Annotated in this window: 17 protein-coding genes; 11 read left to right on the forward strand and 6 right to left on the reverse strand. The window is 71.8% G+C overall.

What is annotated here, in order from left to right; genetic code table 11:
* Positions 1-26 precede the first annotated feature (26 nt).
* Both IO33_RS0106910 and IO33_RS0106915 read left to right on the forward strand, forming a co-directional pair.
* Positions 27-758, forward strand: a complete 732-nt coding sequence (locus tag IO33_RS0106910) for a response regulator transcription factor (protein ID WP_031161391.1) — start codon at positions 27-29, stop codon at positions 756-758.
* Between the two features lie 2 nt (positions 759-760).
* Entirely contained in the window at positions 761-1,873 is a 1,113-nt protein-coding gene (locus IO33_RS0106915) for a sensor histidine kinase (RefSeq protein WP_031161394.1), read from the forward strand.
* Between the two features lie 4 nt (positions 1,874-1,877).
* Here IO33_RS0106915 and IO33_RS0106920 read toward each other — a convergent pair whose 3' ends face one another.
* Positions 1,878-2,183 carry a hypothetical protein gene (locus IO33_RS0106920; RefSeq protein WP_031161397.1) on the reverse strand — a complete coding sequence of 102 codons (306 nt, stop codon included), beginning with the start codon at positions 2,181-2,183 and terminating at the stop codon, positions 1,878-1,880.
* Between the two features lie 86 nt (positions 2,184-2,269).
* On the reverse strand, positions 2,270-3,259 hold the full coding sequence (locus IO33_RS0106925; RefSeq protein ID WP_031161399.1) for an NAD-dependent epimerase/dehydratase family protein: 990 nt from the start codon (positions 3,257-3,259) through the stop codon (positions 2,270-2,272).
* 365 nt (positions 3,260-3,624) lie between these two features.
* Here IO33_RS0106925 and IO33_RS0106930 point away from each other — a divergent pair, with 365 nt between their 5' ends.
* Positions 3,625-4,497, forward strand: coding sequence for an SGNH/GDSL hydrolase family protein (locus IO33_RS0106930; protein ID WP_031161400.1), 873 nt, complete (start codon positions 3,625-3,627; stop codon positions 4,495-4,497).
* A gap of 21 nt (positions 4,498-4,518) precedes the next feature.
* On the opposite strand, the gene IO33_RS0106935 is transcribed toward IO33_RS0106930, so the two are convergent.
* Complete coding sequence (locus tag IO33_RS0106935; RefSeq protein WP_031161402.1) at positions 4,519-5,319, reverse strand: SDR family NAD(P)-dependent oxidoreductase; 801 nt, start codon at positions 5,317-5,319, stop codon at positions 4,519-4,521.
* A gap of 86 nt (positions 5,320-5,405) precedes the next feature.
* Between IO33_RS0106935 and IO33_RS0106940 the strand changes: the two genes are divergently transcribed.
* The 5 genes from IO33_RS0106940 to IO33_RS0106960 all read left to right on the forward strand — a co-directional run bounded on the left by IO33_RS0106940 (position 5,406) and on the right by IO33_RS0106960 (position 10,642).
* Positions 5,406-6,251: a helix-turn-helix transcriptional regulator gene (locus tag IO33_RS0106940; RefSeq protein WP_031161404.1), complete on the forward strand. Its 846-nt coding sequence runs from the start codon at positions 5,406-5,408 to the stop codon at positions 6,249-6,251.
* Positions 6,252-6,366: 115 nt separating this feature from the next.
* Positions 6,367-7,041 (forward strand): DUF6518 family protein, encoded by a 675-nt coding sequence (locus IO33_RS0106945; RefSeq protein WP_245235722.1) that lies wholly within the window; start codon positions 6,367-6,369, stop codon positions 7,039-7,041.
* Positions 7,042-7,169: 128 nt separating this feature from the next.
* Complete coding sequence (locus IO33_RS0106950) at positions 7,170-7,535, forward strand: 5-carboxymethyl-2-hydroxymuconate Delta-isomerase (protein ID WP_031161408.1); 366 nt, start codon at positions 7,170-7,172, stop codon at positions 7,533-7,535.
* A 102-nt stretch (positions 7,536-7,637) separates the two neighbouring features.
* Positions 7,638-8,291, forward strand: coding sequence for a maleylpyruvate isomerase N-terminal domain-containing protein (locus IO33_RS0106955; protein WP_031161410.1), 654 nt, complete (start codon positions 7,638-7,640; stop codon positions 8,289-8,291).
* Positions 8,292-8,455: 164 nt separating this feature from the next.
* Positions 8,456-10,642: an MMPL family transporter gene (locus IO33_RS0106960; RefSeq protein ID WP_031161412.1), complete on the forward strand. Its 2,187-nt coding sequence runs from the start codon at positions 8,456-8,458 to the stop codon at positions 10,640-10,642.
* Between the two features lie 122 nt (positions 10,643-10,764).
* Here the strand turns inward: IO33_RS0106960 and IO33_RS45840 are convergent, their stop codons facing one another.
* The 3 genes from IO33_RS45840 to IO33_RS43915 all read right to left on the reverse strand — a co-directional run bounded on the left by IO33_RS45840 (position 10,765) and on the right by IO33_RS43915 (position 13,723).
* Complete coding sequence (locus tag IO33_RS45840; RefSeq protein WP_157857812.1) at positions 10,765-12,891, reverse strand: hypothetical protein; 2,127 nt, start codon at positions 12,889-12,891, stop codon at positions 10,765-10,767.
* A gap of 149 nt (positions 12,892-13,040) precedes the next feature.
* A complete protein-coding gene (locus tag IO33_RS0106970; RefSeq protein ID WP_031161417.1) occupies positions 13,041-13,439 on the reverse strand; it encodes a hypothetical protein in 399 nt (132 codons plus the stop codon).
* Between the two features lie 32 nt (positions 13,440-13,471).
* Positions 13,472-13,723, reverse strand: a complete 252-nt coding sequence (locus IO33_RS43915; protein ID WP_107069249.1) for a 2Fe-2S iron-sulfur cluster-binding protein — start codon at positions 13,721-13,723, stop codon at positions 13,472-13,474.
* A 159-nt stretch (positions 13,724-13,882) separates the two neighbouring features.
* Between IO33_RS43915 and IO33_RS50310 the strand changes: the two genes are divergently transcribed.
* The 3 genes from IO33_RS50310 to IO33_RS0106990 all read left to right on the forward strand — a co-directional run bounded on the left by IO33_RS50310 (position 13,883) and on the right by IO33_RS0106990 (position 15,016).
* On the forward strand, positions 13,883-14,044 hold the full coding sequence (locus tag IO33_RS50310; RefSeq protein ID WP_157857813.1) for a hypothetical protein: 162 nt from the start codon (positions 13,883-13,885) through the stop codon (positions 14,042-14,044).
* A gap of 15 nt (positions 14,045-14,059) precedes the next feature.
* Positions 14,060-14,455 carry a GNAT family N-acetyltransferase gene (locus IO33_RS0106985; RefSeq protein WP_031161420.1) on the forward strand — a complete coding sequence of 132 codons (396 nt, stop codon included), beginning with the start codon at positions 14,060-14,062 and terminating at the stop codon, positions 14,453-14,455.
* Positions 14,456-14,557: 102 nt separating this feature from the next.
* A complete protein-coding gene (locus IO33_RS0106990; protein WP_031161422.1) occupies positions 14,558-15,016 on the forward strand; it encodes a pyridoxamine 5'-phosphate oxidase family protein in 459 nt (152 codons plus the stop codon).
* Positions 15,017-15,034: the final 18 nt, after the last annotated feature.

The following is a 15,034-nucleotide window of genomic DNA, read 5'->3' on the forward strand; positions in this document are numbered from 1 at the left end:
GGGCGGCGCGGTGCGAAGCTGGAGGCATGCAACCGCTGTACGAGCCCCACGAGGCCGAGTCCGCAGGTGAGACGGCCCGGATCCTGGTCGTGGACGACGACCCGACCGTCGCCGAGGTCGTCGCCGGATATCTGCACCGCGCCGGCTATCTGGTCGACCGCGCCGACGACGGTCCGACCGCCCTCACCCGCGCCGCCGCACACCGGCCCGACCTGGTGGTGCTCGACCTGATGCTGCCCGGCATGGACGGCCTGGAGGTGTGCCGGCGGATGCGGGACCGCGGTCCCGTGCCGGTCATCATGCTCACCGCCCGCGGCGACGAGGACGACCGCATCCTGGGCCTGGAGGTCGGCGCCGACGACTACGTCACCAAGCCCTTCAGCCCCCGTGAACTCGTCCTGCGCGTCGAGTCGGTGCTGCGCCGCAGCCGCCCCTCCAGCACCGGGTACCGGCTGGCCGCGGCCGGACTGACCGTCGACCCCGATGCCCGCAGGGCCACCAAGGACGGCAGCGAACTCGCCCTCACCCTCCGGGAGTTCGACCTGCTCGCCTTCTTCCTGCGGCACCCCGGCCGGGCCTTCAGCCGCGAGGACCTGATGCGCGAGGTCTGGGGCTGGGACTTCGGCGACCTGTCGACCGTCACCGTCCATGTCCGCCGGTTGCGCGGCAAGGTCGAGGACGACCCGGCCCGGCCCCGGCTCATCCAGACCGTGTGGGGCGTGGGCTACCGCTTCGAGCCCGCGGGGGCGGTGCACTGACCATGCGTGACACCCTGCTCATCGCCCTCTACGCCTTCGCCGGCGCCGCGGCCGCGGGGGCCGCGGGAGCGGGCGCGCTGCGCCTGATCCGGCGCCGCTCGCTGACCGCTTCCCTGGCCGTGGTCGCGGCGGTCGGCGTCGTCGCGATGCTCGCCGGTACGCTCGCCGTCGCCTGGGCGATGTTCCTCTCCCGGCACGACCTGACCGTGGTCACGACCGTCGTCGCGATGGCGGCCGTGGTCTCCCTGGTCACCGCGCTGCTGCTGGGCCGCTGGGTCGTCGCCCGCAGCCGCGAACTCACCGACGCGGCCCGCTCGTTCGGCGACGCCGGGTCCTTCGCCGCCCCGCACGGCCCGGCCACCGCCGAACTGGACGCCCTCAGCCGCGAGCTGGCGGCCACCAGCGCCCGGCTCGCCGAATCCCGGGAGCGGGAGCGGGCGCTGGAGAAGTCCCGGCGCGAGCTGGTCGCCTGGATCTCGCACGACCTGCGCACCCCGCTGGCCGGCCTGCGCGCCATGGCGGAGGCGCTGGAGGACGGCGTGGCCGCCGACCCCGACCGCTATCTCCAGCAGATCCGCACCGAGGTCGAACGGCTCAACGACATGGTCGGTGACCTCTTCGAACTCTCCCGCATCCACGCGGGCACCCTCCCGCTGAGCCCCGCCAGGATCTCGCTGTACGACCTGGTCGGCGACGCGCTGGCCGGAGCCGACCCGCTCGCCCGGGAACACGGGGTTCGGCTGGTGGGCGACCGCGTCGAACCCGTGCCGGTGGAGGTGGACGGCAAGGAGATGAGCCGCGTGCTGGGGAACCTGCTGGTGAACGCCATCCGCCGGACCCCGGCCGACGGTACGGTCGCGGTCGCCGCCGAACGGGGCCCGCACGGTGTGGTGCTGTCGGTGACGGACGGCTGCGGCGGCATCCCGGAGGAGGACCTGCCCCGCGTCTTCGACACCGGCTGGCGCGGCACCGACGCCCGGACCCCGCCCGCCGGGGCGGGGCTGGGGCTGGCGATCGTACGGGGCATCGTCGAGGCCCATCAGGGCCGGGCTAGCGTCCGCAACATCCCGGGCGGCTGCCGCTTCGAGGTGACCTTGCCGACGGCCGAGGTGTGAGCGGTCACTTCTCCGGGCGGCAGACGATGTCGGTCGCGGACTGGCTCCGGCAGGTGATCCCGCTCCCGGGGCCGATGAGACGCGACAGGAGCGGCGCGATGTCCTTCTCGCAGGACAGACCCGACCCCTCCTCGGGGTCCGCGCCCGCCTGCCGGCAGACCCTGCCGATGACCTCGCCGCTGTCGACCCTCTGTCCGGGCGGCGGTGTGTCCGCGAAGGCCGACGGGGCGAGCAGGCCCACGCCGAGCAGGGGTGCGGTGAGCAGCGCTGCGACCTGGGCGCGGGTCGGCCTCAGGATCCGTCGCGACATGGCTGTCCTTTCGACTGGTTCGTGCGAACGTCATGGGGAGCAACGCCATGATCGGCGGCGCGCCCGCCCCGCGGGTGCGGACACGCTCAGTGCGTTCGCGTGAACTCCTGCATTCCCTCCGTGAAGTCCACCTCCGGCTTCCAGCCGAGTTCCGCGCGCAGCCGGGAGGAGTCCGCCGTGATGTGGCGGACGTCGCCCAGGCGGTACTCGCCGGTCACGACCGGCTGCGGGCCGCCGTGGGCGGCGGACAGGGCGCGGGCCAGATCGCCGACCGTGTGCGGCTCGCCGCTGCCGGTGTTGTACGCCGTGAGGGTTCCGCGGCGCGGCGCGGCCTCCAGCGCGATGACGTTGGCCGCGGCCACGTCCCGTACGTGGACGAAGTCCCGCCGCTGCCGGCCGTCCTCGAACACCCGCGGTGCGTCGCCGCGTTCGAGGGCCGATCGGAAGAACGAGGCGACGCCGGCGTACGGGGTGTCACGGGGCATCCCGGGGCCGTACACGTTGTGGTAGCGCAGCGAGATCGCCGTACCGTCCGTGGCGCGGGCCCAGGCGGCCGACAGGTGCTCCTGGGCGAGCTTGGTCGAGGCGTAGACGTTGCGCGGGTCGGGCGGGGCGTCCTCGGCGACCAGGCCGGGGACGAGTGGGGCGCCGCAGCGCGGACAGGGCGGTTCGAAGCGGCCCGCCTCCAGGTCTGCCGCGGCCCGCGGCCCGGGGCGTACGACGCCGTGCTCAGGGCAGTCGTAGCGGCCCTCTCCGTACACCACCATCGACCCGGCCAGCACCAGCCGCCGTACGCCCGCCTCGGCCATCGCGGCGAGCAGGACCGCGGTGCCCAGGTCGTTGCGGGAGACGTACTCGGCCGCGTCCGCGACGCCGTTGCCGAGGCCCACCATGGCCGCCTGGTGACAGACCGCGTCCACGCCGGACAGGGCGCGGGCGACCGCCGCGTGGTCGCGCACGTCGGCGCCCGGATCGGTCCGGACGTCGTACACGAGCGGCTCGTGTCCGCTCGCCCGCAGCGCCTCGACGACATGGGACCCGATGAAACCGGCACCGCCGGTGACCAGTACTCGCATACGGCCACGCTAGACGCGCACGGCGCCGCGACCGGGCGACGCGGCCACCGCGTCATGGCTCCGTAAGGAGTGGTCGGGGCACCGGGAAAGGCCTGTTGACGGACCGGATCATTCTGTAGGTGTTTCAAGAATTCCTGTCGACAACGTTGACTCCGCCGTGCCGCACCCGCACATTACCTATCGGTAGTACCCAGCGGTAATCCCGCGATCCCCCACTTCGCGGCCGTAGCCGTGGATGCGCACGCGCGCCCACCTCCCGACGGCCGGTACGTTCCGCTGCTCTGAGCCGCATTCTCGTGCACCAGTTCAGGCGGGCTCCGCCATGCCCGCCTGATCCGTGTCCCCACCCCGAGAAGAGGGAGCACATGTCCCTGCCTGCCCTGCGTCGTGCCATCGCCGCGACCTCCGCACTCGCCGGCGCGCTGGTCCTCGGCGTCACCGCCGTCCCCGCCCACGCCACGACGACCCTGAACTACGCCGCCCTCGGCGACAGTTACAGCGCCGCCTCGGGTGTCCTGCCCGTCGACCCCGGCAATCTCCTCTGTCTGCGCTCCACGGCCAACTACCCCCACGTGCTCGCCGCCCGCACCGGCGCCCGGCTCACGGACGTCACCTGCGGCGCCGCCCAGACGAAGGACTTCACCCAGTCGCAGTACCCCGGTCTCGCCCCGCAGGCGGACGCGGTCACCGCGAACACCGACCTGGTGACGCTCACGATCGGCGGCAACGACAACGGCACCTTCATCAACGCCATGCTCGCCTGCGGCACCGCGGGCGTCCTCAGCGCAGGCAGGGGCAGCCCCTGCAAGGACACCTACGGCAGCTCCTTCGACGACGCGATCGACACCCACACCTATCCCGCGCTGAAGGCCGCGCTGCGCGCCGTCCGGGCCAAGGCCCCGGGCGCCCGGGTGGCGGTGCTCGGCTATCCGTGGATCACCCCGGCGAAGGCCGACCCGTCCTGCTTCGCCCAGCTGCCGGTCGCCTCCGGTGACGTGCCCTACATGCACGCCCTGCAGGCCCATCTCAACGCCGTCGTCGAGCGCGCGGCCGAGGAGGGCGGGGCCACGTACGTCGACTTCTCGCAGGCGTCCGAGGGCCACGACGCGTGCCAGGCCGTCGGCACCCGGTGGATCGAGCCGCTCCTCTTCGGGCAGAACATCGTCCCGGTCCACCCCAACGCGCTCGGCGAGCAGCGCATGGCCCAGCGCACGATGAACGTGCTCGGCCTCGGCTGACCGGGCCCCGCCGGCCCCGGGTCAGGCCCGTGCGCCGCCGTCGACCCGCAGCACCGTGCCGGTCACGAAGGAGGAGCGGTCGCTCAGGAGCCATGCGGCGGCCTCGGCGACCTCCTCCGGGGCGGCCGCGCGGCGCAGCGGGGTGAGTGCCGTGAGCCGGTCCTGAAGTCCGGGGGACCGCGCTTCCCAGGCCCGGATCATCTGCGTCAGCGTGTTGCCCGGCGCTATCGCGTTGACGCGGATGCCTTCCGGGCCGTAGGTCACGGCGGCCGACTCCGTCAGGCTGTTCACCGCCCGCTTCATCGCACCGTACGCCGGCAGCTCGGGATTGCCCCGCAGACTGCCGATGGACGAGTTGTTGACGATGGCCCCCGTCCCGGCGGTGGCCCGGATGGCGGCGACCTCGGCGACCATGGCCAGCCAGACACCCCTGAGGTTCACCGTGTACACCCGGTCGAACTCCGCCTCGGACAACCGGTCCATGGGGCCGGGCGGCTGGATCGTCGCGCCGTTGTTGAAGGCGATGTCGAGCCGGCCGTGGAGGTCGACGGCACGGTCCACGGCGGCGCTCACGCTCGCCGCCTCGGCCAGGTCGCACACGACGTGGTCGGCGGTGCCGCCCGCCGCCCGCACCTGCTCGGTCACCGCCTTCAGCTGCTCCTCGGTGCGGGCCGCGAGCAGCACCCGGGCCCCTTCCCGGGCGAACAGCCGCGCCGCGGCGGCGCCGATCCCGCGTCCGGCGCCGGTGACGAGGGCGACCTTGCCGGCCAGCAGGCCCGGCGCGGCCGGGGCGGAGGTGCGGGTGGTCCGTGTGTTGTCCATGGCGGCGAGCGTGCGCCCGCGCCCGGGGCCCATCCAGGCACCGGCAGTACCTGGATCGGCTCGCGGCACGCGCGCACACTGGGCGGGTGGACCGAGCAGAACTGGCGGGCTTCCTGCGCAGCCGGCGCGAGCGGATCAGCCCTGCCGACGTGGGAATGTCCGCCGGGCCGCGCCGCCGTACCCCGGGGCTGCGCCGCGAGGAGGTCGCTCTTCTGGCGTTCATCTCGACCGAGTACTACACGCGCCTGGAGCAGGCCCGCGGCCCGCGCCCGTCCCGTGAGGTGCTGGCCGGACTCGCCCGCGCCCTGCGCCTGTCGGACGCCGAACGCGAGCACCTGCATCTCCTGGCCGGTGCTTCGCCGGGCCCCGCGCCCGGGCCCTCGCGCGAGGTGCGGCAGGGCATCCTCGACCTGGTGCACCGGCTGCCGCGGTCGGCGGCCTTCGTCACCTCGGCCACGCTGGAGGTGCTCGCCTGGAACGAGCTGGCCGCCGCCCTGATGGAGGACTTCTCGGCGCTGTCGCGCCGCGACCGCAACCTCGCGCGCCGCGCCTTCCTCGGGCCGCGCGCCGAGGGACGGCGGCTGTACGGCGTCTCCGACGCCGACGCGTTCGCCCGGCACGCCGCGCGCAGGCTGCGCACGGCCGCCGCCCGCTACCCCGAGGATCCCGAGGTGACCGGACTGGTCCGCGAACTCCGCTCCGGGAGCGAGGAGTTCGCCCGGCTGTGGGACTCCCACGACGTGGCCGCCGAACCGACCCTCCGCAAGACGTTCCAGCATCCGCTGGTCGGACCGGTCACGGTGAACTGCGACGCGCTCGCCCTCGCCGACCGCGACCAGCAGGTCGTGATCTACACCGCCGTTCCCGGCACGCCGTCCGAGCAGGCACTGCGGCTGCTGTCGGAGCGTGCCTCGGATGCCGTCCGGAGCTGACGGAACGCGGCGGGGGCCGGGATCCCGGCGAAGACGAGGTCTGCCGAGGAGGGGAAGGAGCGGTGCGCCCGGCGGGTATACAAGCTGTGTATACGCACTGTGTATAGTGCGCGGCGTGGCACTTGGACCTGTGGGGGCGACGATGACGACCACAACTCCCGGCCCGGCCGGAACGGCGAGCCGATTGCGCGCGGCGGGTGGTGCCGCGGCGACAGCGGCGGTCGCCGGCCTGCTGCTCGGTGTTCTCACCAACCTGGCCCAGGGCTGGCTCCCCGGAGCCTGGCAGCAGATCGCCAATTCGGGAGCGGTCTGGTCCGCGGTCGCGTTCGCCGTGGGTGCCGTGCTGTACCGGGAGGTCACCGCCGCCCGCGCGGCGATCGGCGGCCTGGCCGCGGAGGCCGCGCTCGTCGTCGGGTACTACGGCTTCGCCGAGTTCGGGCGGGACGGCGCGGGGAACCTGTTCTTCCCGCTCGTGTGGCTCGCCATGGCCTGTGTGGCGGGACCGCTGTTCGGTGTGGCCGGCCACTGGTGGCGCAGCGGCCGGGACACGCGCCGCCGCGTCATCGGCCTGGCCGCGCCGGCCGGGCTCTTCGGCGCGGAGGGCCTGACATACGCCTGGAAGCTCCACTACGCGGGGCAGGCGTGGGCGTGCCTGGCGCTCTTCGCCCTCATCCCGCTGCTCATGGCCGCCACCCACAAGGAACGTGCCGCGACGCTGGCTGCCGCCGCGGCCTTCGCGCCGCTCGCCTACGCGGTCGTAGAACTGCCCCTCCAGGCCCTCTCCGCCTGACCCCGGGTGCGTCCCGGCACCGGCCGCGCACCGGTGCGACGCTCCGTGAGGGGTCGCGGTGAAGCCGCGTGGAGGCATGAGGGAAAATAGTTGCCTAGTGAAACCACGGGCACAGGGGAAGGTCCTTCATGCCGCACCTCACCATCGACTACTCCGCCCACCTGGCCGAAACCTTCGATCCCTCCGCCCTCGTGAAGGAGCTGCACCCGCTCGTGGTCGAGGAGTCCGGTACCTCGGGCGTGTGCAAGACGCTGGTCCGTCCGGTGGCGACGTACGTCGGGGACGGGCCGGGTGGCGAGACCGCTTACGTGCACGTGGAGATCGGCCTGATGCCCGGCCGCCCCGAGGGGCGGAAGGCGCATCTGTCCGAGAGCGTCCTGGCGCTGCTCGCCAAGCATCTGCCGACGGACGACGGCGCGGAGGAGCAGGCGGTCGTCTCGGTGGAGGTGCGGGACCTCGCCGGCTCCTACCGGCTGTCGCCCTCGGCGCGGTGAGCCCGCCCACCACTGCCGTTCGCTCCGGCTTACGGACGGGCGCCTTCGGGGCCCGTCCGAATTCGCTTGTCCGCCCGGCCGCGCCCGCACTACCTTGCCGCGGTGGATCTCTTCTCCCGCTCCTGGACGGCGTTGCTCACCGCGGTCGCCGAACTCCCGGACGAGTACTTCGGGCTACCGTCCGGCTGCACCGGCTGGCTGGTACGGGACCTGGTGTGCCACCTGGTCATCGACGCCCAGGACGTCCTGATCACCCTGGTCACTCCGGCCGACACCGAACCGACCGTGGACGCGGTCACCTATTGGAGGCTTGTCGGGCCGCCGACCGGCGAGGACCCGCTCGACGCCCTGATCCCTCGGCTGGCCGCCGCATACGGCGAGCCGTGGTTGCTGAAGTTCCACCTGGACGACGTCGGTTCGGCCGCGGGCCGCGCGGCCCGGCTCGCCGATCCGGCCGTCCGTGTCGGCACCCGCGACGAGGTGCTGACCACCGGTGACTACCTGTCCGCGTACGTGGTCGAGTGGACCCTGCACCACCTCGACCTGATCGCACATCTGCCGTCGGCCGTGGAGCCGCCCGCCGAGACCCTCGCGGCGGCGCGCGCGTCGCTGGAGAGGATCGCCGGGACCGCGTTCCCCGCCTCGTTCTCCGACCGGGACGCCCTGCTCATCGGTACCGCGCGCCGTGCGCCGACCGATGCCGAGAAGGCCCGGTTGGGTGCCGTCGCCGCCCAACTCCCTTTCATTCTCGGTTGAGTGACCCGGGGTGTCTGATGAGATGATCTTCTTATTCGGTCACTACCATGTGGCCTTAAGACAACCATTCGACCGGCTCGTCACCCACGTGCCGTTCGGGGTCGCCGATGCCAGGGACCGCTCCCCGGGCTGCGGTGATCTTCCTGTCCAGGAGGACCTTCCGCATGTTCCGACGTATTGGCAACACCGTCGTCCGACATCCCGTGTGGACGATCGTGGCATGGCTGATCGCCGCGGTGGCGATCGTCGCCACTGCTCCGAGTCTGCCCTCGAACAGCGACGAGAGCAGCTTCCTGCCCAAGAGTTACGAATCCATCAAAGCGGCGGACCTTCAGCAGAAGGCGTTCCCCAGCGCCTTCACGCCGTCCGCGATCGCGCTGTACCAGCGCACCGACGGCGGCACGCTGACCGCCGCCGACAAACAGGACATCGCCCGGATCACCACCGAACTGGGCGAGAAGCACATCGATCAGGTGCAGAAGGTCGTCCCCGGCCAGCCGTCCAAGGACGGCAGGTATGACCTGACCCTGGTCCAGATGGACAGCAAGAACGCCGGCCAGCCCAAACAGGCGGACGCGGCCAAGGTGATGCGCGACGACGTCAAGGCGCTGGCCAAGGGCACACATCTCGACGTCAAGCTCGGCGGCTCCGCCGCGCAGGCCCTGGACCAGCAGGACTCGTCCAAGCGCGGACAGGCGCTGATCGGCATAGGCACCTTCGTGATCATCCTGGTGACCCTGCTGATCATCTTCCGGGCGCCGATCCTGGCGATCCTGCCCCTCGTGCTGATCGGCCTCGTGTCGGCCGTCGCCAACGGCCTGATCGCGTACGCCACCAAGCTGTTCGACCTGCAGGCCAACAGCTCGATCTCGTCGATCCTGATCGTGGTGCTGTTCGGCGTCGGCACGGACTACTTCCTCTTCCTGATGTTCCGTTACCGCGAACGCCTGCGCGCGGGTGACGAACCCAAGCAGGCCATGATCAACGCGGTCGACCGGGTCGGTGAGGCCATCGCCTCGGCGGCGGGCGCGGTCATCATCGCCTTCCTCGCGCTGGTGCTGTCCACGCTGGGCTTCCTCAAGCAGATGGGCCCGGCGCTCGCCATCGCGGTCGCCGCCACCCTGGTCGCGGGCCTCACCCTGATCCCGGCGGTGGTCTCGCTCATCGGACCGAAGGTGTTCTGGCCCTCCAAGTCCTGGCAGAAGGAGCCGGAGAACGCCCGGTTCGCCGCCCTCGGACGCAGCGTGCAGCGCCGCCCGGCGCTGACTGCCGCGGTCTCCGGCCTCATCCTGCTCGTGCTGTCGCTCGGCACCCTCGACTTCCACGCCACCTTCGACCTGGCCTCGGGCTCCATGCCGAAGACCAAGGAGTCGATGGTCGTCCAGGACCAGATGCAGAAGGCCTACTCGGCGGGCGCCGCGGCACCCACCGACGTCTACCTCTCCAGCGCCGACGGCAAGCCCCTGGACAAGGCCGCCTTCGCCGCGTACGCCCAGAAGCTCGGGGCCGTGGACGGGGTCGCCGCCGCCCGTATGACCCAGCTGAACAAGGAGGGCACGACCGCGGACTTCACGGTCACTCTCAAGTACGAGGCGTCGACGGACAAGGCGATCGACGCGGTGGGACGGGTGCGCGACGTCGCCCACGCCAACGCCCCTGAAGGCACCGAGGCGGTCGTCGGCGGCATGTCCTCGATCTTCAAGGACATCAACACCGCGGTCAACCACGACTACCGCACCGTCTTCCCGGTGGCCGCCCTGCTCATCATGGTCATCCTGGGCCTGCTGCTGCGCAGCGTGGTCGCCCCCTGGTACCTGATCGCCTCGGTGGGCCTCGGGTTCGGCGCCACCCTCGGTGCCACCGTGTGGATCTTCCAGGAGGGTCAGGGGCACTCGGGGCTGATGTTCATGCTCCCGGTGATCATGTATCTGTTCGTGGTCGCGATCGGCACCGACTACAACATCCTCATGATCGCCCGGCTCCGCGAGGAGGCCCGCGAGGGCCGCGAGCCGCGTGAGGCGGCCGGCATGGCACTGCGGCACGCCGGTCCGACCGTCGCCGCGGCCGGGTTCATCCTGGCGGCGACCTTCGCCACGATGATGCTGGCGGGCAACTCGCTGCTCACGGAGATGGGTTTCGCGGTGTCGTTCGGCATCGCCGTCGCCGCGTTCGTCATGGCGATGTTCTTCACCCCGAGCCTGACCGCGCTGATCGGCCACGCCGCGTGGTGGCCGGGGCACGGCGACCGCGCCGAGGTGACCGTGGTCGGCGCCGGATCCAGCGGTTCCGCATCGGCGCCCGGCGCCGACCGGGACTCCGTGACCCACGATCGCGCGGGGCGCCGCAACTAGCGGCGGACGCGGGTGACATGGGGTCCTGCCCGGCGGTCGGAGTCGGGCAGGACTCCTTCCGCAGGGCCGCGCGAGGTGCGGCCCTGCGGCCCCACGCTCACGCGAAGCCACGACGGCCGGCGCTATCGACGTCCGGTCCGTCGCCGGTGTACCGCCAGGCGCAGCACCAGCAGGGCGGCGAGAACGGCCACCGCCACCAGCCACCGCGGTACGGCGGCCCCCGCGTTCGGTGCCGCGCTCGCCCCGCTGTCCGGCGCGCCCGAGGCCGCGTTGCCCGGGGCGGCCACCGGTACCCCTCCGCCGAGCCAGACCTGCCCCTCCGCCCTGTCCGTGGTCGGCGCCCTCAGGGACTGGCCCACATCACGCGTCAGCGTGGGAGAAGACGCCTTCAGCTGAGCATCGCTCACGGAGGCGAAGGGCACGCGGGAGAAGTCGACACCGCCGTAGATGTACGTCCTCGTGTAGAGGGTGTTGCCCTTGCGGGTACGGTGTGTCACCTTGAACTCCCCTTTGGTGTACGACCGTACGTATGCGTGGAAGGTGTCGATCGGCGTCCAGTTCTCGCGCGTCGTGAGGCCGCTGACGTCCCCCTTGTCGATCAGCCCCGCGTACATCGTGCTCTTGCGCAGACTGAGCTTCCGGTACCACTCGGCGGCGACCCGGCTGAGATACACGCGCCGCAGATCGGCGTACTCGGGCGCCGTGTTCACCGCCTTGACCACCTTGGGCAGGATCAGCCGACGGAACAGCGCCTCGTTGTGATCCTGCACGGACCTGGCCTGTTTGGGACACGACACCGCGCCCGAGCTGCCGTGCTGCTTGAGGTACTGCGCCTCCATCTGCACGTTCAACGGCGATTTGAGGATGTACAGCTCATCCCCCTTCGTGTACACCGTCGCCGGCGCCGGCACGATCCATGTGCGGAACGACATGCAGTCCCCCGAGAGCCCTCGCCAGAAGTCCGCGCCGAGTGCGCTGTCCGGGTGGATCAGCTTGCCGGTCGTCTTCTTCAGCGTCAGGTCCGCCTGCAACAGCACCCGTCCGGCGTCGGTCCGGCCGAGCCGGGAGTCGACGATGCGGTCGGGCTCGTTCGGGTTGAGATTGACCCAGAAGGTCGAGGGTTCCAGTTCCAGCCAGGTGAAGAACGAGTCGGACGCCTGCGCGGCATGGGCCAGCCCCGTCAGCGCGCTCCCATGCCGCGACGTGGCCGAGGGGGCCTGGAACGCGTAGCGCAGTCCGCCCGCGTGCGGCCCGGAATCGGCGAGGTACCGCAGTTCCAGCTGGGAGAAGTCGATTCCGCCGGGCGCCCGTTCGGGCTCGGAGAGCCCCTTGGCCAGGCCGCCCGCGCGGGGTGCCGGGGACTCGCCGCAGCCGACGGCACCGCGTGCGGCGAAACCGGCGTACCGGGCGCGGGCGGGGCCGCCGGACCGCCGAAAGCCGCTCTGCGACTGGCCCTCGGGGCAGTCTCCCGGCCCGACGAAGACGGAGCCGGCTGCTGACCTGAGCCCCTTGGCCTCGGTGTTCAGTTCCCCGCTGTCGTAGCCGGAACCGGGGTGGATCACCCGGACGTTGGGATTGCCCCTGAACCGGTCCGCCACCGCCTTGGCCTGGTCCTCCGTGGTCGCCGTGAAGACCACGTTGCCGCTCTGGCTCTTTCTGCCACCGGGCAGTTTGTTGGTGATGGTCTTGCTGATCGAGTCCAGGTCGGCGGGGTCGGCGCCGGTGCGGACGGTGGCCGTCGAGTCGACCGATTCGACGCTGATCAGCCGGCCGTCGCTCCAGGTGACCTTGATCATGTCCGAGGTGGTGCCGGCCACGCCGTCGCCGACACTCGCCTTCTCTTCCAGGCGGTTCGTCTCGTCCTGGAAGAGGTACTCGGACCCGGTCCTGGTCCTGGGGTCGTACGCCAGTCCGTCCTTGGCGAGCCTGCGGTTCATGAAGGTGAGAGCCTGGTCCGCGTCCGCCGTGTCACCGCGAGAACCGAGCACGTGCGGCACGCCGTTGGCATCGATGTAGGTCTTGCGGCCGTTGATGGTGCGGACCGTGAGCGGTGGCCCCCACTTGGTGTACGGGGGTGTGCTCGGCCCGCCGGGGCCGGCCGCCGTGGCTGCCCGGGCCGGCGGCGCGATGCCGGACCCGGCACCGGCCAGTGCCACGGCGACGGCCACCAGTGCCACAAGGACCGCCGTGACCCGGCGTCTCCATTCCCGCGTACCTGCCCGGTACACGTCCATGTCCGCTTTGCGCATGGCCGAACGCACCCCCGATCTGCGTACGTGACATCCCCCCGACGGTAGACTCGCGGGGGGCGTTCCTTGCAGGCGCACTCAGGCCAAATCCGGGAGCGCAAGGAGGGGTTCGGCCGCTCTCGGGAGCTGCCGGCCGGCCGCCGGGCCGGTCAGCCCCGGTCGGTTCGGCCGAGCATGCCGGTGACGCTGACCCGGGGATCCCGCACACGCGTGGTGCGCGGCAGAGGAACCTCGGTGAGCTTGCCGTCGTAGATCATCCACAGCCCGAAGCAGTCGTCCTCCTCGTCATGGACCAGGACCTGGACCGAGTGCGGGTCGGGCCAGGGCAGGGCTTCCAGATGCGCGAGCAGTCCCCGCCAGTTGTGGCGGACGAACTGGACGACCCACATGTAGCACTCCCGTGAGCCCGCGCCGGTGCCGGCGAAGACGGAGTCGTCGACCCGGGTGAAGCACTGATGCCACTCCCGGTCGGGGTCCCGGCGCGTCAGCGGCTCCATGACCTCCTCGGCGTCCCGTGCCAGAACGATGACCTCTGCGAATCTGCTCATGCCTCCAGTCTGCGGCCCACCGCCGACCGGATTCAGTCCTGCCGTTCCGGGAGATGGACGATCAGCCCGTCCAGAGCGCGGGTCACCCGCAGCCGGCAGCTCAGCCGGCTGTGCGGCCGACGGGGACCGGCGGTGAAGTCGAGCATCTCGTCCTCGTCCGGCCGCGCCGGCTCCGGTTCGTCGACGGTGGCAGCGTCGACGTGGCCGTGGCAGGTGGCGCACTGCGCCTTGCCGCCGCACCGGGCGACGATGCCGGCGATGTCGTGGACAACGGCGCCCCGCATGACGCTGGTGCCGAGGGGACGTCGACCGGGTGCGCCGTCCCGTCGACGGTGACGTAGGCGATCGTGGGTACGACGGAACTCTTCGGCGGCATCCGATGGCATCCGGTGGCATCCGGTGGCATCCGGTGGCTACGAGGGCGCGTACGGCCGCGGATGCCGATGGGGTGGTGGCCGGTGCTGTTCCTCGACGAACCCACCGAGTGGCTGGCCCCGGACACCGCGGCCGCCGTCCTTGCCGACATCCTCGGCGCCGCCTGCGGCCGTACCACGCTCCTGGTGACCCACGAACGCGCGGGCCGGAAGCGGACGACGCCGTCGTGAGCCTACGATCCGGACGTGAAGATCACCTATGAGTGGCGGGGCGAGTTCGGCGACGCGGCCCTCGACGCGTTGCACGCCGCCGGCTTCGGCCATCCGGTCGGCCGGACCGACTGGCGCGAGCGACTGCGGCGCCACAGCCTCGGCTGGGTCTGCGCCTGGGAGGACGGGACGCTGGTCGGTTTCGTCAACGTCGCCTGGGACGGGGGCACGCACGCCTTCCTCCTGGACACGGTGGTCGCCGAACACCGCCGTACCGAGGGAGTCGGCACCGCGCTCGTCGCGACGGCGGCCGAGCGGGCCCGCGCCGCGGGGTGCGAGTGGCTGCACGCGGACTTCGAGGAACACCTTCGCCCGTTCTACTTCGAGGCGTGCGGTTTCCGGGAGACGGCGGCAGGGCTGCTCGCTCTCTGACACCACGGGTGGCGCCTCCCGCGGCACCGGATCGGCCCGTTGATCACCCGAGCCGGGGGAGGGACGGGAATACCGGTGACGCAGGCCGAAGTTGATCACGGCGTGACTCAAGGACCCGCGCCCCGCCCCCTGTCCGACGACGCCCTCTGCGAGCTGCTCGCCAAGCAGCGGTTCGGCACCCTCGCCACGGTGAAGCAGAGCGGCCATCCGCACCTGACCACCATGCTCTACGCCTGGGACCCCGAGGCCCGCGTCCTGCGGCTGTCCACGACGGCCGACCGTGTGAAGGCGAAACACCTGCGACGCGACCCGCGGGCCGCGTTGCATGTGCAGGGCGGCGACGTGTGGTCCTTCGCCGTCGCCGAGGGCACCGCCGAGGTCTCCGAGACCACGACGGTGCCCGGCGACGCGGTCGGGCGGGAACTGCTGGCGATGATCCCGCCGTCCGCGCAGCCGGAGGACCCTGCCGCCTTCCTGGAGCAGCAGGTCGCCGAGCGCCGGATCGTGATCCGCCTGCGGGTGGAACGGCTCTACGGGACGGCGCTGGACATCAACGGGTAGGTCGGACAGGAGAGTTCA

The organism is Streptomyces durhamensis, from assembly GCF_000725475.1.
Taxonomy (GTDB): domain Bacteria; phylum Actinomycetota; class Actinomycetes; order Streptomycetales; family Streptomycetaceae; genus Streptomyces; species Streptomyces filipinensis.